Here is a 19886-nt window from a genome sequence, read left to right as displayed (position 1 = left end):
GCCATCATCACCGCGTCGTGCGTCGACACCAGTACGGTGACGCCCTCGGACTCCACTATCCCGCGTAGCAGGGCCATCACCGACAGGCCTGTCTCGGCGTCCAGTTGCCCGGTGGGCTCGTCGGCGAGCAGAAGCTGGGGTGAGGCGGCCAGCGCGCGGGCGATCGCCACCCGCTGCTGCTGGCCGCCGGACAGCTCGGCCGGCCGCTGCCGGGCGTGGTCGGCCAGGCCGATCAGCTCCAGCAGCAACTCGACCCGCCGCTCGCGCTCGGTGGGGGCGACGCGGGCCATCCGCAGCGGGGCCGCGACGTTCTCCGCGGCCGACAGCACCGGGATCAACCCGAAGCTCTGGAAGACGTACGACACCTTCTCGCGCCGCAGCCGGGACAGGCCATCCTCGTCGAGCGATGTGACGTCGGTGCCGTCGACGTGCACGGTGCCGGCGTCCGGGCGGTCCAGGCCGCCGATGACGTTGAGCAGGGTGGTCTTGCCCGAGCCGGACCGGCCGACGAGCGCCACCATCGAACCGGCGGCCACGTCGAACGACACGCCGTTCAGGGCGTGCACGACGGTCGGCCCGGTGCGGAAGCGCCGGTGTACGCCGCGCACACTCAGCAGTGGCTCGCTGCTCATTCGCCGCTTTCCGAGTCGGGGTGGATCGTGATGTGGTCGGGTTCCAGGGCCAGCCGGACCCGTCGGGTCAGCGCGAGCGCCTGGCGGAACTCGCGGGGCACCTGGACCCGCCCGGCCCGGTCCATCACGGCGTACTCCTCGGCGATCAGGTGGGTGTCGCCCTCCGCGTCGGTGGTGGTGCGGCGCAGCACCTCGCTGCTGGTGCGCCCGTCCCGGATCGCGACGGTCCGTTCGACCTGGCCGCTGACCTCCGGATCGTGGGTCACCACGACGACTGTGACGCCGTAGCGCCGGTTGACGTCCCGCAGCACACCGAAGACCTCCGCGGACGTGGCGGCGTCCAGCTCGCCGGTCGGCTCGTCGGCGAGCAGGACCCGCGGCTGGTTGGCCAGCGCCACAGCGATCGCGACCCGCATCTGCTGCCCTCCGGAGAGTTGCCCGGGGCGGCGGTCGGCGCAGTCGGCGACACCGAGGCTGTCCAGCAGCTCGGCCGCGCGCTCCCGGCGTTCCTGCTTGCCGGTACGGGCAGCCGTCATCGGCAGGTCCACCATCTCCCGTGCGGTCAGGTAAGGGATCAGGTTGCTCGCCGTCTGCTGCCGTACGAACCCGACGGTGTGCCGCCGGTAGTCCACCCGGTCCGCGCGGGACATCGCCAGCAGGTTCCACCGGTCGACCCGGACCCGCCCGGCGGTGGGGGCGTCGATGCCGGCCAGGATGGAGAGCAGTGTCGACTTGCCCGACCCGGAGGCACCGACGACGGCGACCAGCTCACCGCTCTGCACGGCCAGGTCCAGGCCCTGCAGTGCCTGCACCTCGATCGAACCGGTCTGGTAGATCCGCACCAGGTTCTCGCAGACGATGAGAGCGTCCCGGCCGAACTCGGGTGCCCGCGCGGATGGCTGCGGCAGGGACAGCGGTGTGCTGGACATTCCCTGCTCCGTCCGGGGTTGTGCTGACGCAGATTGAAGCAGTTTCGCAATCGGCGCCTCCGTTGACCATGCCCGGGGTGGCTTTCCTGCATTCTGGACGGGGTCCGCGTGAGCGTGAACGCCCGCACCCTCCCGCCCAGCGTCCGGTTCTGCCACTGGCAGATCCGCTGCCGGTGAACAGGGGTGCCCTTCGCCGGCCGGTGCCGGCAGGGTGGCGCGCATGAGACTGCTGGTGCTGGGCGGTACGGGCTTCGTGGGCGGGGCGACGGTCACCGAGGCGGTGCGCCGCGGCTGGTCGGTGACGGTGTTCAACCGAGGGCTGCACGGCACGGTGCCGTCCGGCGTACACCGGTTGCGGGGTGACCGCACCGCGCCGGACGGCCTGGCCGCGCTGGCCGGCGGTGAGTGGGACGTCGCGGTGGACACCTGGGACGGTGCGCCGCGGGCCGCCGGCGACGCCGCCCGCGCCCTGGTCGACTCGGTCGGCCACTACGTGTACGTGTCCAGCGGCTCGGTCTACACCGACCATGCCGCGGCGGGGTTGCATGAGGACTCCCCGGTGGTGGACGCCGACCCGGGCGCCGTCGACGGCGACTACCCGCAGCTCAAGGCCGGTGCCGAGCGTGCCGTGCGGGAGGTGTTCGATCAGCGTGCGCTGGTCGCCCGGGCCGGCCTGATCCTGGGCCCGGGCGAGGACATCGGTCGGCTGCCCTGGTGGCTGCGGCGCATCGAGCGGGGCGGGGACGTGCTCGCCCCCGCGCCGGCCGACCTGCCGGTGCAGTACGTCGACGTCCGCGACCTGGCAGGGTGGATGCTCGACGCGGGCGCCCGGAAGGTGGGCGGCACGTTCAACGCGGTCGGTCCTCCGGCGCAGACCACGATGGGCGAGCTGCTGCACGCGTGCGTGGCCGCCACCGGGTCCGACGCCCGGCTCCGCTGGACCGATCCGGCGTCGATTCTCGCCGCCGGGGTGCAGCCGTGGAGCGACCTGCCGATCTGGCTGCCGCGCGGCCACCCGTACCGGGGCCTGCTGGAGCAGGACGTGACCCGCGCCCTGGCCGCCGGGTTGACCTGTCGGCCGGTGGCCGAGACCGTCGGCGACACCTGGCGCTGGCTGCGCGAGGTCGGTGCGGTTCCGCCGCGCGCCGGACGACCGCAGCGCAGCTCCATCGGGCTGGACCCGACCCGGGAGGCGGCGGTGCTCGCCGCCCAGGAATCGGTGACGCCGGGTGCAGATTGAGTGATCATTAAGGGCTCTCGTCCCATTTGCCATAACGCATGGTCAACGGCATAGACAAACATGTGCGGCATCCCTACAGTTCGGCCGACTAGTTCTCATTGCCACGGGGGATTTTTGATGACTGCTAGCCGCTGGCTGCTGCCTGCGTTCCTTTCCAGACAATCTCGACCGGTTGTTGGTGCCGTGGTCGCGCTGCTCGGCGCGTCGAGCCTCGCGGTGCCAGCGCAGGCGGCACCGCCCGCCGCGGCACAGCCGCCCACCCGGGTCTCCGAGGCGGCCGACGCGGGGTCCGCCGCGGTTGCGGCGCGCCGCTCGGGCCAGCGGGTGGAGGTGGCGTCGGCCCGAACCGAGCTGACCCAGGTCTTCGCGAATCCGTCGGGTGACTTCACCGCCGAAATGGCGGTACAGCCGCAGCGTGTGCACCGACCCAACGGCTCCTGGGCTGACGTGGACCTCACGCTCATCGAGGATTCGGGTGGCTGGCGGCCCGCCGCGTCGGTCGCGGACGTGCGCTTCTCCGCCGGAGGAGCCGCCCCGGCGGTGATCCTGTCCCGGCAGGGCAGGTCGTTCTCCCTGTCGTGGCCCGGCGGCCTTCCGCGCCCGTCGGTGTCCGGCGACGCCGCGACCTACGTGGAGGTGCTGCCGGGCACGGACCTCGTGCTGCGCGCCACCCGGACGGGCTTCACGCACGTCTTCGTGGTCAAGACCCCCGAGGCGGCAGCGGATCCGCGCCTGCGCGAACTCCGCTTCGACCTGGGTGGAGACGCGCGGGTGGTACGAGGGCGCGACGGCAACCTGTCCGCCATGGCGGACGGCGAGGTCCTCGCCGCCGCGGAGAACGCCGTCATGTGGGACTCCCGTTCCGCTACCGGGCCGGCGGGCAGCCGCTCGGCGCAGACCTCGGCGGCGGATTCGGGCTCCGGTGGTGGGCCGTCGTCAGCGGCGGCGCCCGGTGACGCGGCACGGACCGCCGCCGTCGCTGTCGAGGTCGCCGACGGGGACCTGCTGCTGCGTCCGGACACCACGTTGCTCGCACCGGGGAACGCCACCTTCCCGGTCTACATCGACCCCGCCTGGTCCACCGGCAAGTCACGCTGGGCGTACTCGACGAACAACAACAGCAACAACACCGACACCTCGGTCGCCCGGGTGGGCAGAGACCCGGATTCGGGAAAACTGTACCGGTCCTACTTCGACTTCCCGTTGACCACTGTCCGGGGTAAGCACATCGAGTCGGCGTACGTGCAGATGAAGCTGGACCACTCCTGGTCCTGCGGCAACACCCCGACCTACCTCTACCACTCGGGGGTCATCGCCTCGACGCCGCGCACGAAGTGGGCACCGAAGTTGATCGGCCTGAAGTCCTCGGCCAGTTCGCACGCCAACGAGGGCTCCGGGTGTTCCGACTCCCCGCAACCCGACATGACCGTCAACTTCACCGGGTCCGCGGTGACCAGCGTGATCCAGTCGTCCGCGACGAGCAGCGCCACAAACATCACCTTCGGTTTCTGCGCCTGTAGCGCCACCGACGGCTCGGGTGAGAGCACCACCGACCGGTACAAGAAGTTCTTTCCTGGCAACGCCAAGCTGGTGGTCGACTTCGACTCGATCCCCGGCAAGCCGAACAACCTGCAGATCGCGGGTGTGGCCTGCCCGGCCAACACGACGCTCGTCATCGGCACGCTGAAGCCGACCTTCTCCGCGATCTTCCCGGACGCCGACGGCACGCAGGCGCTGACGACGGGGTACGAGTGGGTCCAGGTGCCCGCCAACGGTCTGATCGACGCCTCGACGCCCCGCCGGGCCGCTCCCGCCGGGGCGTCGGTCCCCGCCGGAGGGCGCTCGACCACGGCCGCGGTGACGGCCGGGGAGGGCGTCAAGTACGCGTTCCGTGCCAAGGCCACCGACCCCGCGCCGTACAGCCAGACCAGCGTCTGGTCCGACTGGTGCACCTTCCTGGCGGACACCAAGGTCCCACCGGTGACCGCCGTGCTGAGCGGCGGATCGACGGTGCCGGGCAGCACGGCCAACTTCACGATCCGGTCCACCGACCTCACGGTGACGAAGGTCGCGTACGGCTGGGCCAGCCCGGCCACCACGCAGCTCGCGGCGACCAGCGGCCTTGTGAACGTGCCACCGAACGCCCCGATCCGCGTGATGCAGGCGGTCGTCTCGCTCGTGGTGCCGAAGTACGGTTTGAACACCCTCTACGTCTCGGCCACCGACGGTGCCGGCAACGTCGGGCATGGCTCGCTGGAGTTCACCGCCGCGCGTGCGGCGCCGGCTGTCGCCCGCTGGGGTCTGGAGACGTACCCCGGCGTCACGGCGGCGAACGCGCTCGACGACATGCAGCAGTCCCCGCCGTCGGGCCGCACCCCGTTGTCCTCGGGGAGCGTCTCGTGGACGGGGGACCTACGGATGATCCGTGGCGAGACCGCCTCGTTCAACGGCACCTCGTCGGCCCTGGCGACGGCCGGACCGGTGCTGGACACCACCAGGTCGTTCAGCGTGGCGGGTTGGGTGCGACTGGGGGCGCTGCCGACCACGAGCGACATGGTCGTCGCCGCGCAGGCGGGCACCAGCACCACGGGGTTCCAGTTGGGGACCCGACTGGAGGGCTCCCCGGCGACGCCCCGCTGGTCGTTCATGATGAAGGACACCGACCTGACCACCAGCACCAGCCGACCCGCTGTCAGTACCGCCCTGACCGCCGCGGACGTCGGTCGGTGGACGCACCTCGCCGGCGTCTATGACAAGACCGCCGGAAAGGTCCGGCTGTACGTCAACGGCACGCTCACCGGCGAGGTGGACCGGACCGCGACGGCCTGGAGCGCGGGCGGCATCTTCACCGTCGGCCGCGGGTGGGCGGGCTCTCCGATCAACTGGTTCAAGGGCAACCTGGCCGACGTGCAGGTCTATGACCGGGTGCTGGTCGCGCACGACTTCATCGGTCAGCTCGCCGAGGACCCGGATTCCGGTGGCTTCGACGAGCCCGGGATGCTCGCGGCGATCAAGGTGGGTGACTGGAGCTTCGCCAACGGCATGGCCTGCTACGAGGAGTCGTCCGACCCCACGCTGTGCAGCGCGCCGGAGGACGGCCAGTTCGGCCGCCGACTGGCGCTGACCCAGGGCGTCGACTTCGGCTCGCTGTCCGATGACAAGTTCCTGGCGCTGGACCGGCAGGGCATCGAGGATCCCGCCCAGCAGACCGTGGAGTACGGGCGCTCACAGGACAATCTCGCCGAGCCGCAGAACCCGGTCTGGCAGGACGGCCGCGTGCTGCGGACCGATCAGTCCTTCAGCGTGTCGGTCTGGGTGCGACCCGACGCGGAGGCGTTGGGCACGATGACCGCCGTCAGCCAGGCCGGCAGTCAACAGTCGGCCTTCTACCTCGGCCAGCGGGCCTTCACGGTGGGCAGCACGACCGAATACCGGTGGTGTCTCAGCGTCTTCGGTGTCGACGACGACGTCATCTCGGGCCAGACCGTCGAGGTCCCGATGTCGTCGCGGGTCATAACGGAGGACGACCGGGCCAGGTGGACGCATCTGGTCGCCGTCTACGACGCGTCCCGGCGCGAGGTCCGGCTCTACGTCAACGGAAAGCAGGAGGGCATCAAGGGCTACGGCAGCGGCGCCTTCACCGGTGCCTTCAACGCGACCGGTCCGCTCGTCGTCGGTGCGGCCCGCTTCACCCCGGTGGGCGGGACGCCGCGGTGGGGCGACCTCTGGCAGGGCGACATCGACAAGCTCGGCCTCTATCAGGGGGCGCTGACCGACGTGGCGGTCAAGACGCTCTTCGACGCGGAGTCACCGGAGTCGGTGGAAGCACCCGAGGACTGACGCTCTCGTACCCCTCAGCTACCCGCAGCACGACACCTCGTGAGTGGAGGCATGGTGACTCGCTACCCCAAAAAACTGGCCAAAGTGACATATAAGCCGCATAATCGGATGCACGCGATCGTGGCAGGGATCCTCAGTGGGGCGCTCGTCGTCACCGGGCTGTCGGTCCCGGCGCAGGCCGCGCCGACCAGCCCCAAGCCCCAGACCGGTCAACGGGAGAAGCTCGACAAGGACGGCGCCACGGCCGACGGTCAGGCATGGCCCACCCGGCAGGTGCCGAGCGCGAAGCCGGCCGCGCCGGTGTGGCCGAAGCCGGGCAAGGCCACGGTGACGCTCCCGGCGGAGGCCCCGACTGGGCAGCGCCGGTCTGCGCCGGCGGCGGTACGGGTCGGTGCGCTGCCGCTGTCGGTCACCCGGGCGGCCGGTGCGGCGGGTGCCCGGACCTCTGCGGTCTCGGTCGAGCTGCTCAACCGGGCGACGGTGCCGGCGCGGTGGCGCGACGGGTTGATGCTGCGGGTCGACGAGGCCGGTCAGGGCTCGGCGACCACCTCGTCCGCAGCCCTCGGTCAGCCGGGTGCGGCCACCGTCTCGGTGGACTACCGGAGCTTCCGGGACGCCTTCGGCGGCGACTGGGCATCCCGGTTGCGGCTGTTCCAGGTGCCGGAGTGTGGACTGCGCACCCCGGAGCGGGCCGACTGTGCCGCCACGCCGTTGGTGTCCCACAACGACGGTGGCTCGGTCAGCGCCGAGGTGCCGGTCACCGCCGGCGCCTCGACGGCGCGTTCCACCGGGGCGGCGTCCACACTGGTCGCGCTCGCCGCGGGCAGTTCGGGTCCGGAGGGTGACTTCTCCGCCACGCCGATGGCGGCCAGCGCCACCTGGTCGGCGGGCACGTCGACCGGTGGTTTCTCCTGGTCGTACCCGATGCGGATGCCGCCGGCGATCGGCGGCCCGGCACCCAGCCTCGGCCTCTCCTACACCTCCGACGCCGTCGACGGACAGTCCGACGCGTCAAACAGTCAGCCGTCCTGGGCCGGCGAGGGCTTCAGCCTCTGGTCCGGCTACATCGAGCGCAGCTACGTGCCGTGCGCCGACGACATGAGCGGCGGAAACAACAGCACCAACCGTACCGGCGACCAGTGCTGGCGGTCGGACAACGCCACCATGTCGCTGAACGGCCGGGGCGGGGAGCTGATCTTCGAAACCGGCAAGGGCTGGCACAGCCGCAACGAGGACGGCTCGAAGATCGAGAAGAAGCTCAGTGCCGCCAACGGCGATGACGACGGCGAACACTGGAAGGTGACGACGCCCGACGGCATGCAGTACTTCTTCGGCCTCAACAGCCTGCCGGGGCAGAGCACCACGACGAACTCCGCGTGGAACGTCCCCGTCGCCGGCAACCACACCAACGAGCCGTGCAACGCGGGCACGTTCGCCTCGTCGTTCTGCAACCAGACCTGGCGGTGGAACCTCGACTACGTCGTCGACCCCCGTGGCAACACGCTGTCGTACTGGTACGAGAAAGAGGACAACTACTACGCCAAGAACGCCACGTCCACCAACAAGGCGCTCTACACCCGGGGCGGTTCGCTGCGGCGGATCGACTACGGCACCTGGGACCGTGGCAGCACCGATCGCTCGGTCCAGCCGCTGGCCCAGGTCGTCCTCGACATCGCGAACCGCTGCACCGTCGACTGCACGAACCGGGGCAACTGGAAGGACGTTCCCTGGGACCAGGAGTGCACGGCGGCGGCGGCGGACTGCAAGGAGAACTACGGCCCGACGTTCTGGACCACCAAGCGGCTGTCGGCGGTCACCACGAAGGTCTGGGACACCACCAAGACGCCCGACGACTGGCAGCCGGTCGACTCCTGGACGTTGGGCCACACCTACCCTTCGGTCGGTGACGGCAGCGACCACGCCGGGATGTGGCTGGACTCGTTGGTGCACAAGGGCCTGGTCGGGGGCACGGAGGTCATGCCGCCGGTGACCTTCGAGCCGATCTCGAAGCGGAACCGGGTGTTGAGCAAGAACAACACCAGCAACAACCGGATGCGGATCGGCAACATCATCACCGAGACCGGTGGGAAGATCCAGGTCACGTACAGCCAGGAGGACTGCAAGAGCAGCAGCCTGCCGTCCTCCCCGGAGAACAACACCCGCCTCTGCTACCCGGTGGTCGGACCGGACCCGTACGAACCGGGTAAGGAACTCACCGAGTACTGGCACAAGTACGTCGTCACACAGGTCTCCGAGTCCGACATCATGGTCAAGGTCGGCGGCACCGACCACGGCCAGCCGGTGCAGAACACGTACTACGACTACATCGGCAACCCGGCCTGGCACTACGCCGACGACAACGGCCTGGTCAAGCCGAAACGCAAGACGTGGAACCAGTTCCGCGGCTACGGCCAGGTGCAGGTACGCAAGGGCGACGCTCCGGCGCAGACCCTGACCGAGACGACCTTCCTGCGGGGCATGCACGGTGACCGGCTGAACGCGAACGGTGACACCCGCACCGTCACGGTGGGCGCCTCGCTCGGCGGTGAGACGGTGTACGACGAGGACCAGTTCGCCGGCATGGTCCGCGAGCAGGTCGTCTACAACGGCACCAAGACCAAGCCGGTCAGCAAGACGGTCAATGTGCCGTGGCGTTCGGATGCGACAGCGACCCGCACCATCAACAAGGACACGGTCACCGCCCGGTACGTCAACACGGCGATCACCTACAACGCCGTGGCGCTCGGAGTCAACGGCGCCTCCGGCTGGCGGACGTCACGCAGCGTGTCGAATTTCGACGGCACCTACGGCAGCACGAAGACGATCCAGTCCGACGGTGACGTGGCCAAGACCGGCGACGAGACGTGCACCACCTATCTCTACAACCGCAACACCGGTGCCAACCTGATCCAGACGGTCAAGCAGATCACCGTCAAGGCGGTGCCCTGCGCCACCGCGCCGGCCAGCCAGGACGACATCGTCGCCGACGAGCGCAAGTTCTACGACGGCGCGACGAGCGTCGACACCCCACCGAGCCGGGGTGAGGTCACCCGGATCGACCGGCTCCAGGACTGGTCGGTCGGCGGTGGCACCGTCTGGCAGACCCTGAGCCAGGCCACCTTCGACGTGTACGGGCGGCCGAAGACCGCCACCGACGCGCGTGGCCGTACGGTGACGACGGCGTACACCCCTGCGACCGGTGGGCCGGTCATGACGGTGACCACCAAGACCCCGGATCCGAACGGCGGCAGCGTCGACTGGGTCAACACCATCGAGACGCGGCCCTACTGGGGTCAGCCGATCCAGACCAAGGACTACAACGGTCGGCTCACCGACATGGAGTACGACCCGATGGGTCGCCTCGCCAAGGGCTGGGCGGTCGGCTGGCCGCGCACCGCCCACCCGACCAGCCCGTCGGTCGACTACACCTACTCGTACGCGCCCAACCGGGACGCCTACCCGTACACCAGAAGTCGGGTGCTCAACGCCGGCGGCGGCTACCTGACCTCGTACGACATCAAGGACGCCTTCCTGCGGCCCCGCCAGACACAGATTGCCGGGGTCGGCGGCGACCGGGTGGTCACCGACACGCTCTACGACGCGACCGGTCGGGCCGTGACCACCTACCAGGCGCATGCCGAGCCGGGCGCGCCCGCCGGCGCGCTCTGGTGGGAGCCGGAGTGGTCGGTGCCGGCCGTGTCGAAGGCCGTCTACGACAACGCCTCCCGCACGACCGACCAGGTGTTCTTCGGAACCGACGGGATCACCAACCTCGTCGAGAAGTGGCGCACCAGGACCGAGTACCTCGGCGATTCCACAGTGGTGACCCCGCCGGAGGGCGGCACCGTCACCACCACCAAGACCGACGTGCAGGGCCGGACGATCGAACTGCGGCAGCGGGCCGACAAGACCCAGGTCAAGCCGGACATCGTCACGACCTACACCTACAACCGCAAGAACCAGCTCACCCTCGTCCGGGACACCGGCGGAAACGAGTGGGTGAACGCGTACGACATCAAGGGTCGCCAGATCAGCGCGAAGGACCCGGACAAGGGCACCACCACCATGTCGTACACCCAGTACGACCAGGTGGAGAGGACCACCGACGCCGCCAACAACGTCCTGGTGAACGATTACGACGCCATGGGGCGGCGCAAGGGCCTCTACGCCGGCAGCGTCGCGGCCGGCAACAAGCTGGCCGAGTGGAAGTACGACAAGCTCTACAGCGGCAAGACGGTCCGCGGTCAACTGACCGAGAGCATCCGGTACGAGTCCGCAGGATCGGCCAACGCCTACAAGTGGCAGGTGAGCGACTTCACCGACCGCTACCAGCCGGACGGCGCGAACTACGTCATCCCCACCAACGAGGCTCAGAACCTCGCGGGCACCTGGTCCTACGCCTACGGATACTCCCCGTACAACGGCAGCCCGACGTCGATCACCTATCCCGGTGGCGGCGGTCTGACCACCGAGAAGGTGGAGACGAAGTACGACTCGACGACGGGTCTGCCCACGGAGCTGGCAACCAACCTGATCAACGTGGGCCGTTACGTGATCGGCCAGCAGTACACCCAGTACGGCGAGCCGACCCTCACCACCCGCAAGACCGACGGCGGCGTGTACGTCGAGGACAACACCTACTACGACCTGACCACCCGGCGCGTCGACCGGATGACGGTCAAGCCGGAGACCGGCGCCGGCACGGTGGTGGACGCCAACTACAAGCGTGACGCCATCGGAAACATCCTCTGGATCAAGGACACCCCGCAGGTCGGTACGGCGGACACCCAGTGCTTCCGCTACGACGACCTGCGTCGGATGACCAACGCCTGGACGCCCAAGACGGGTGTCGACTGCGCGGCGGATCCGAGCGTGCCCAACCTGGGCGGGCCGGCACCGTACTGGCACGAGTGGACCCTCGACGCGGTCGGCAACCGCAGCACGGAGAAGGTGCACACCGCGGCGGGCGACACCAAGCGCGACTACACGACGCCGACCAGCGGCAAGGACGTCGTACGGCCGCACGCCGTCACCTCGGTCGCCACGGAGGCGCCCGGCCAACCCGCCGTCACGACCCAGTACGCCTACGACAACGTCGGCAACATGACCTGCCGACCGGCGGCCACCACAGCGAACAACTGCGCGACGGCGGCGAACTCGCAGACCCTCACGTGGAACGCCGAGGGCAAGCTCGCCACGGTGAAGGTCGGCGGTCAGACCGTCGAGACCAACATCTACGACGCCGACGGCGCGCGCCTGATCCGGCGTGACGCCACCGGCAGCACGCTCTACCTGCCGGGCCAGGAGATCCGGCGGGACAACAACTCCGTCATCACCGGCACCCGCTACTACAGCTTCGCCGGCAAGATGGTCGCCAACCGTACGCCGAGCGCGCTGACCTGGCTCTACTCCGACCACCAGGGCACCCAGCAGACCGGCATCAACGCGGCGTCGCAGGCGGTCACCGTACGCCGCCAGACCCCGTACGGCGATCCTCGCGGCAGCCAGCCGCAGTGGACCAACAACAAGGGCTTCGTCGGAGGCGACAAGGACCCGACCGGCCTGACCAACATCGGAGCCAGGCAGTACGACACCGGTCTGGGGCGGTTCATCTCGGTCGACCCGGTGCAGGACCTGGCCGATCCGCAGCAGTGGAACGCCTATGCCTACAGCAACAACAGCCCGATCACGTTCTCCGACCCGAGCGGCCTCCGGTCCTGCTCGGACGACGCCTGCGGCCCGGGCGCCGACTACGAGGACATGTACGGCAATTACGTCGAGGTCGCGGGCGACAACGACGGTTGCGGCGGCAGTTGCGGCGACGACGACTGGGCAGAGGCGCACGCCGCGCATGATGCTGGTGGCGGCAACGGCGGCGGTGGCGACAAGGGCGGCAGGGGCGGCGGCAAGAACGGCGGCCCGACCAACGAGGAGATCAAGCGGGCCAAGGAAGTCAAGAAGCAGAACGCCATCTCGATCATCATCCAGGCCGGCGGAAAGCTTCTGCTCGACTTCTTCGGCATCAACGACATCCTGGACTGCATCCACGGCGATCTGATGGCCTGCGCCTTCTCACTCGCCGGAATGCTGCCGGCGACCAAGGCCCTCCAGTTCCTCCGCAAGGCCAAGCCGATGGCCAACACGATCGCCAGGGCCGGCAAGGCCCTGTTGAAATGGTCCGAGGACACGAAATGGGCCGACAACGTCCTGAAGGCAGCCGAGAGTTGCCTGGTCAAACGACACAGCTTCGCGCCGGGAACGAAGGTGGTGCTGGCCAGCGGTGGTTACGAAGCCATCGAGAAGTTGCAAGAAGGCGACCTGGTCCTGGCCACCGACCCGGAGACCGGCGAGACCGCGGCTCGTGAGGTCACCCGCACCCACCGCAACGAGGATGCGGACCTGACGGACCTGACGGTCGTGGCGGCCGGCGCCGAGCCTTCCGTCATCAAGACCACGCAGCACCACCCGTTCTGGAGCGAGGACCGGAAGGACTGGATCGATGCCGCGGATGTGCAGGTCGGCGAGTCGCTGCGGGCCCTGGATGGCAAGGCGGTAACCGTCCAGGCCGTCCGGTCGTATGCCGGCCTGAAGTCGATGCACGACCTCACGGTCGCGGACATCCACACGTACTATGTGGTGGCGGGCAAAACGCCGGTCCTGGTTCACAACTGCGGTGACGGCTTCACGCCCGCACCGTCGATGGCGGATCGACCATATGGCCCGGTCGATGCCAGGATCCCACTCGGCGACGATGGGCTTCCAATAGGTGGTCATATGTCCGGAACGGGTCGGCCCCCGTGGACCGGCGGGGAGCCGAATTCCGTTTACACCCGTACGGGCGGAGATGGAACCCCAGTGCAGAACACGATCTACAATGGGGATGGCGATGCATTTGGGCACTATGATTTCAAGGACCATGGAACAGGCGGTCCGCATGGCCACATCATTGACCCGCCCGGCACTCCCGGTGGTGGGCATGGTGCGGGTGCTCCGCATATTCCAGGTCCGGACCTTCCGCCCGGGTGGAATCTGAGGCCATGAGCTCACAGGAGGGTATTTAGGTGTCTGCGCGGCTCGAACAACGCGATGTCCAGTCATTCCTGGAGCGGTTTATTCGCTTCGAGGATGGCGTTATCACTGGAGTTCGCCTGCACCTACCTCGTGTTCCGATCGGTGATCGCACCGCTTCCGTTGAAATTCAGGCGATGGACGCAAGCGCTAACGAATGGCGACTCGTCCGCTTGATCGTCAAGGGAGTCAGTGAGTACCAGTTCGTTTCGAGCGCCAAGTACTCGTACACAGTTTTGTCGGATGGGTTGAATCTTGACTGTTCTTCCGGGCGATGCGTGGTTGACCTCGATCCCGGACCGGACGAATGGTTGCCGCAGAACATCGCGCAGGGAGGGGAATACTCGAAGCAATACCTGGTCGGTCTCTACTGTGAATACGATGTTCTTGACGGACCGTTAATCTAGTCGAAATTGATCTTGTTAATAAGGTTGTTCGGGAGCGTTTGTCGGCCCGATGACAGTGGGAGCGGCAGATGTCGAATAGGCGTTTGCCGCTCCCGTGTATGAACGCTTGGCTCGGCGAATAGCCGCAGAAGCCTGACCGCGAGGCCGATCTCGGGATTGGCTATCTTGAGCGATGAGGATTTCGGCCCGAGTTCGCGCCAGCACCAGGCGCCGCACGCTCATGGCCTGAGGCTCCGGTCAGCGTTCTCGGACGACCGCGACCGGGCAGTGGGAGTGCTGGATCACCTGTTGGCTGACCGAGCCGAGCAGCATCCCCGCGAGGCCGCCCCGGCCGCGGCTGCCGACCACCACCAGCCGCGCGTCCCGGCTCGCCTCGATCAGCATCGCGGCCGGGCTTGTCGACTCCAGGTCGACGGTCACCGCCAGCTCGGGGAATGTTCGCCGCCACGGCTCCAGCGCCTGTTCCACGGCGGCCCGCTCGGCGGGCACCCCGGCCGCCCCGCCGGGGCCCGGTGTCCAGGCGTGCAGGACGCGCAGCGGCAGCTGCCGCTGCGCCGCCCGTTCGGCCGCGAAGCCGAGCGCCACCAGCGAAGGCTGCGAACCGTCCACCCCGACCGCCACCGGGCGGCCCGACGTGTCGGTAGCGGCGCTGTCGGCCCCGTCCCGGACCACCACGACCGGGCAGTGGGCGTGTGCCGCGACCGAGACCGCCGTCGACCCGGCCAGCAGGCCGCCGAAGCCGCCGTGACCCCGGCTGCCCAGCACCAGCATCCCGGCCTCCGCCGAGCGTTCCTGCAACACCAGCGCGGGCGGCCCGTCGTACACCTCGCCGGTGATGGTCAGCCCAGGGTTTGCCGCGGTGGCGTCCGCCGCGGCCCTGCGGACCAGGTCCTCGACCTGCCGGCGGGCGGTGTCGTCCGGCCACACGCCGGGGGCCACGCCCGGGCCGACCCAACTGGCCACGGTCAGCCATTCGAAGACGTACGCCAGCCGCACCGGCTGGCCGCTGTGCCGCGCCTCCTCCACTGCCCAGTTCAGGGCTACCGAGGCGTCGGTGGAGCCGTCGTAGCCGACCAGGATCTCCGCGTCGCGCACGTCGTCCTCCTTCAGGGGGTGGTCGGGTCGGTTTCGCGGACCCAGCGCCATTCGGCGACCTGGGGGTCGTCCTCGCCGTACTGGCGGGTGTAGTCGCGGGCCGCCTGTCGGGCGTCGACCATCCGTTGGCGCAGGTGCGCGGCGCTGGCGGCCAGCCCGGGCACCCGGTCGATGACGTCGATGACCAGGTGGAAGCGGTCCAGGTCGTTGAGCATCACCATGTCGAACGGAGTGGTGGTGGTGCCCTCCTCCTTGTAACCGCGCACGTGCAGGTTCTCGTGGTTGGTGCGGCGGTAGGTGAGTCGGTGGATCAGCCACGGATAGCCGTGGTACGCGAAGATGACCGGCCGGTCCTGGGTGAAGATGGTGTCGAACTCGTTGTCGGTCAGGCCGTGTGGATGCTCGGTGTCCGGCTGGAGTCGCATCAGGTCGACCACGTTGACCAGGCGCACCTTCAACGTCGGCAGGTTCTGGCGCAGCAGCTCGACGGCGGCCAACGTCTCCAGGGTGGGCACGTCTCCGCAGCAGGCGAGCACCACGTCTGGTTCGGTGTCGCCGTCGTTGCTGGCCCACTCCCAGATGCCCAGGCCACGCCGGGTGTGCTGGATCGCCTCGGTCATCGTCAGCCAGTTCGGGGCGGCCTGCTTACCGGCCACCACCACGTTGATGTAGTGCCGGCTGCGCAGGCAGTGGTCCATCGTGGCGAGCAGGGTGTTGGCGTCCGGCGGCAGATAGACCCGCACCACCTCGGCCTTCTTGTTGACGACGTGGTCGATGAAGCCCGGGTCCTGGTGGGAGAAGCCGTTGTGGTCCTGCCGCCAGACGTGGCTGGACAGCAGGTAGTTCAGCGAGGCGATCGGCTGCCGCCAGGGGATGGCCCGGGTCACCTTCAGCCACTTGGCGTGCTGGTTGAGCATCGAGTCGACGATGTGGATGAACGCCTCGTAGCTGGTGAACACGCCGTGCCGGCCGGTCAGCAGGTAGCCCTCCAGCCAGCCCTGGCACAGGTGCTCGGAGAGCACCTCCATGACCCGCCCGTCCGGGGAGAGGTGGTCGTCGCCGGGCACTGTGGCGGCCACCCAGGCCCGGTCGGTCACCTCGAACGCCGCACCCAGTCGGTTGGACGCGACCTCGTCCGGGCCGAACAGCCGGAACGTCTCCGGGTTGGCGCTGATGACATCGCGGATCCAGGGGCCGAGCACCCCTGTCGCGCCGGCGATCGGCGTACCCGGTTCGGGTACCTCCACGCCGTAGTCGCGGAAGTCCGGCAGGGTCAGGTCGCGCAGCACCACGCCGCCGTTGGTGACCGGGTTGGCGCTCATCCGTCGGTCACCGCGCGGCGGCAGCGTCAGCAGTTCCTCCACCGGCGCGCCGGTCGCGTCGAACAGCTCCTCCGGCCGGTAGCTGCGCAGCCAGCGCTCCAGCTCGGCCCGGTGCGCCGGCTTGTCGCGTACGCTCGACAGCGGCACCTGGTGGGCGCGGTAGGTGCCCTCCACCTGGGTGCCGTCGACCTCACGCGGGCCGGTCCAGCCCTTCGGCGTGCGCAGAATGATCATCGGCCAGCGGGGGCGTTCGACGACGCCTCCGGAGCGGGCCCGCCGTTGGATCTCGGCGATCTCGCTCAGCACACGGTCCAGCGTCGCGGCGAGGGTCCGGTGCACCCGGGCGGGCTCGTCACCGGCCACCACGTACGGCTGGTAGCCGGATCCGCGCATGAGGTCGAGCAGGTCGCTCTCGGGGATCCGGGACAGCACTGTCGGGTTGGCGATCTTGTAGCCGTTGAGGTGCAGGATGGGCAGCACCGCGCCGTCGCGCGCCGGGTTGAGGAACACGTCGGAGAGCCAACTGCCGGCCAGCGGCCCGGTCTCCGCCTCGCCGTCGCCGATCACGCAGGCCACCAGCAGGTCCGGGTGGTCGAACGCGGCGCCGTAGGCGTGGCTCAACGCGTACCCGAGCTCGCCGCCCTCGTGGATCGAACCCGGCACGTCCGCCGCGACATGGCTGGGGATGCCGCCCGGGAAGGAGAACTGGCGGAAGAGTCGGGACATCCCGGCCTCGTCGCGGGCCACGTCGTGGTAGCGCTCCGACCAGGTGCCCTCCAGCCAGGTGTTGGCCACGATGGCCGGCCCGCCGTGACCGGGGCCGGTGACCAGCATGGCGTTGAGGTCGCGCGCCACGATCACCCGGTTGAGGTGGGCGTAGATCAGGTTGAGGCCGGGGCTGGTGCCCCAGTGCCCGAGCAGTCGGGGTTTGATGTCGTCGGGGGTCAGCGGCTCGCGCAGCAGCGGATTGTCCAGCAGGTAGATCTGCCCGACGGTGAGGTAGTTCGCGGCGCGCCAGTAGGCGTCCAGCCGGCGCAGCTCGTCGTCGGTGAGGGCGCGGTGCACGTCGAGAGCGGTCTCCATCATGCTGCCTCTCGCGGGTAGGAGTGGGCGTCCGGTGTCCAGCCTGGCCGCTGCGGACGCCCCGGGTCAGGGCCGTTGGTCTCGCGCCGGGTGGGCGTCGGGCCCGGTCAGCGGCGCCTCGGCCAGGCCGCGGACCACTACCACCGGGGCCGGGGAGTGGTAGAGCAGGGACTGGGCGACCGCGCCCAGCATGGCCCGCCCCGGTTCGTCGCCGCGGGCGGCGACCAGCGCCACCTGCGTGTTGCGGGAGGTGTCGATCAGCACCTCGGCGGGGTCGCCGCGTACCACGCGACACTCGGTCGGCACTGTGCTGTCGCGGCCGGTGTGCCGGGCCAGTGCCTCGGTGAGCTGCTCGGCGACCGCGTCGGTGTCCTCGTCGTACTCGACCACCCGCAGCGCCAGCAGTCGAGCGCCCCGGCGGGCCGCACACTGCACGGCCCACTGGAGGGCGAGGTGGGAGCTGGGCGAGCCGTCGACGCCCACCAGCACCGGGCCCTGCGGCGGTGGCTCACGTCGGACCACCAACAGGGGGCAGCCGGCGCGTGCGGCCAACTGCACGGCGGTCGTCTCGGCCGGAACGCACTGGCCGCTGCCCGCCATGCCGCTGTCGCCGACGGCCAGCAGGAAGGTGCCCTCCGAGCGGCGGATGAGGGTGGGCAGCATGGCGCTCTCGACGATCTCCCCGCGTACGGTCAGCCCCGGCTCGGTCTGGTGGGCGAGCTGGGCGGCGCGGGTGATCAGCTCTTCGGCCTGGTCGCGGGGTGCGGCGACGGTGTCCGCGGCGAAGGCCGCGCGCCAGTCGAAGGTGTGCAGCAGATGCAGCGGCCGGCCGTGTCCGGCGGCCTCCTGCGCGGCCTGTTCGACGACCGGGAGGTCGAGTTCCGACCCGAGGCCGACCAGCACCGCTGCGTCGGCGGGTGCGGCCATCCGATATCACCTCCCGGGCGTCGCGCCCGGCACGACCAAGCTGTCCCTGACCGAGGGTAGTCGGATGAGCGTGGCGGCGGGCGGGATCGGATGGCTCGGCCGGTCAGGTCGGTGCGGACCTGAGTGTGTCCACAACCGGACGCCGTGCGGCAACCATCGCGGGGATGGCGGTGAGCGCGGCGATGGCGAGCAGGACTCCGAGCGCGGTGGCGAGCAGGGAGGAACCGGGTGGGTACTGGACTTCGCCGGTGCTGACCAACGTAACGAGCCCGACGCCGGCCGGGATCCCCACTGCGACGCCGGGTATGGCTGGAAGCAGTTGCGCTACCGCCAGCCCCAGGCCTGCCTGCGCGGGCGTCGCACCGAGCGTCCGCGCGACGGCCAGTGGCTGCCGGGCGTCGAGGACCGCGCCCAAGGCGCTCACGACGGCGTTGATGAGCGCGAGAATGCACAGCACGACGGTGAGCACGAGCGTGGCCTGCTCGCCCCGTTCCACCCGGGGGTTGGCGAGTTCGGTGTAGCCGAGGTCGAAGTGCACCGCCTGGCTGTTGACCATGAAAACGCCGACGAGCGTGGTTGTGGTGATCAGGGCGTTCACGGTGACCAGCCGGGCGCGGCGCGGCCGGCGCGCGTTGATGCGTACCCCGATCAGCAGGGGGGGTGGGCAGCCGCCGTGACAGCCAGATGCGCCACCGCCGACGCCGCGGTGGTGTTGCGGCGTCGGCGAGCGCGTGAACGGTGCTGGTGGTGGCGGCGCGCAACACCGGCACCAGAGTCGCCGCCACAGCGATCGCGAGGGCAAGGACCACGACGGCGACCACCATGCGTAGCGCAGGTGGCTGGGCGTTGACGGAGCCGATGAGCCCGGCGCTGGGGCGGATCAGCGCGGGTGCGGCGAACCAGCCCGCGGCCAAGCCCGCGGCGGCGGCCGCAAGCCCGATCACGAGGTACTCGGCGAGGTGGACGGCGGCGATCATGGCCGGGCCGGCGCCGACGGCCTTGAGCAGCCCCACCCGGCGACGTTGGCCGATGATCCGGCCCGCGACGATGCCGGCGACGCCGGCCAGCGCAAGGCCGTTGAGCAGCCAGCTGCCGACGAGCAGGGCGATCTGCGCGTCGCTGTACAGCCGACCGTTGAGGTAGCTGATCGCCTGCCAGGTGGTGAGCTGGTCGCCGATGGGGTATGTGCTGCTGGCCGCCGGGTCGGCGAGTTTGAGGTTGAGGGTGTACGACAGGGGCTGGCTGCCGGCGAGCGTGGCGATGTTGCTGTGGTCGACCCAGACCAGGCCGCCGCGCTCGACCAGGACGCTGCCGGGATAGTGCCACCCGGCGTACGGGTACGT

General features: G+C 69.6%; 11 protein-coding genes and 1 pseudogene. 5 read left to right on the top strand and 7 right to left on the bottom strand.

Annotation, left to right across the window (positions count from 1 at the left end):
• On the bottom strand, positions 1-632 hold a 632-nt coding region (locus KBX08_RS29535), incomplete at its 3' end, for an ABC transporter ATP-binding protein (RefSeq protein ID WP_210786694.1).
• Positions 629-1561 carry an ABC transporter ATP-binding protein gene (locus KBX08_RS29530; protein WP_210786692.1) on the bottom strand — a complete coding sequence of 311 codons (933 nt, stop codon included), beginning with the start codon at positions 1559-1561 and terminating at the stop codon, positions 629-631. The genes KBX08_RS29530 and KBX08_RS29535, both read right to left, overlap by 4 nt.
• A 220-nt stretch (positions 1562-1781) precedes the next feature.
• Between KBX08_RS29530 and KBX08_RS29525 the strand changes: the two genes are divergently transcribed.
• The 4 genes from KBX08_RS29525 (at position 1782) to KBX08_RS29510 (ending at position 14116) form a co-directional block, all read left to right on the top strand.
• A complete protein-coding gene (locus KBX08_RS29525) occupies positions 1782-2801 on the top strand; it encodes an NAD-dependent epimerase/dehydratase family protein (protein ID WP_210786690.1) in 1020 nt (339 codons plus the stop codon).
• Positions 2802-2918: 117 nt separating this feature from the next.
• The gene (locus KBX08_RS29520; protein ID WP_210786688.1) at positions 2919-6641 is read left to right on the top strand and encodes a LamG domain-containing protein; all 3723 of its coding nucleotides are present in this window, start codon (positions 2919-2921) and stop codon (positions 6639-6641) included.
• A 108-nt stretch (positions 6642-6749) separates the two neighbouring features.
• Complete coding sequence (locus KBX08_RS29515) at positions 6750-13682, top strand: polymorphic toxin-type HINT domain-containing protein (RefSeq protein WP_210786686.1); 6933 nt, start codon at positions 6750-6752, stop codon at positions 13680-13682.
• Positions 13683-13702: 20 nt separating this feature from the next.
• Positions 13703-14116 carry a hypothetical protein gene (locus tag KBX08_RS29510; RefSeq protein WP_210786684.1) on the top strand — a complete coding sequence of 138 codons (414 nt, stop codon included), beginning with the start codon at positions 13703-13705 and terminating at the stop codon, positions 14114-14116.
• 237 nt (positions 14117-14353) lie between these two features.
• Here the strand turns inward: KBX08_RS29510 and KBX08_RS29505 are convergent, their stop codons facing one another.
• The 5 genes and pseudogenes from KBX08_RS29505 to KBX08_RS34945 form a co-directional block, all read right to left on the bottom strand.
• Entirely contained in the window at positions 14354-15211 is an 858-nt protein-coding gene (locus KBX08_RS29505) for a universal stress protein (protein ID WP_210786682.1), read from the bottom strand.
• 11 nt (positions 15212-15222) lie between these two features.
• Positions 15223-17616, bottom strand: coding sequence for a phosphoketolase (locus KBX08_RS29500; RefSeq protein ID WP_210786696.1), 2394 nt, complete (start codon positions 17614-17616; stop codon positions 15223-15225).
• Between the two features lie 66 nt (positions 17617-17682).
• Positions 17683-18543, bottom strand: coding sequence for a universal stress protein (locus KBX08_RS29495; protein WP_210786680.1), 861 nt, complete (start codon positions 18541-18543; stop codon positions 17683-17685).
• Between the two features lie 103 nt (positions 18544-18646).
• Positions 18647-19141, bottom strand: coding sequence for an FtsX-like permease family protein (locus KBX08_RS29490; RefSeq protein WP_210786678.1), 495 nt, complete (start codon positions 19139-19141; stop codon positions 18647-18649).
• Between the two features lie 202 nt (positions 19142-19343).
• Positions 19344-19574 (bottom strand): annotated as a pseudogene (locus tag KBX08_RS34945) (FtsX-like permease family protein); the annotation flags it as partial.
• Here KBX08_RS34945 and KBX08_RS34155 point away from each other — a divergent pair.
• Positions 19503-19886, top strand: a 384-nt coding sequence (locus KBX08_RS34155; protein ID WP_247670279.1) for a hypothetical protein, incomplete at its 3' end; no start/stop codon positions are given. The pseudogene KBX08_RS34945 and the gene KBX08_RS34155 sit on opposite strands and share 72 nt — an antisense overlap.

This window comes from Micromonospora sp. H61 (assembly GCF_018070325.1).
Taxonomy (GTDB): domain Bacteria; phylum Actinomycetota; class Actinomycetes; order Mycobacteriales; family Micromonosporaceae; genus Micromonospora; species Micromonospora salmantinae.
This window is presented reverse-complemented; position numbering and strand designations above follow the sequence as displayed.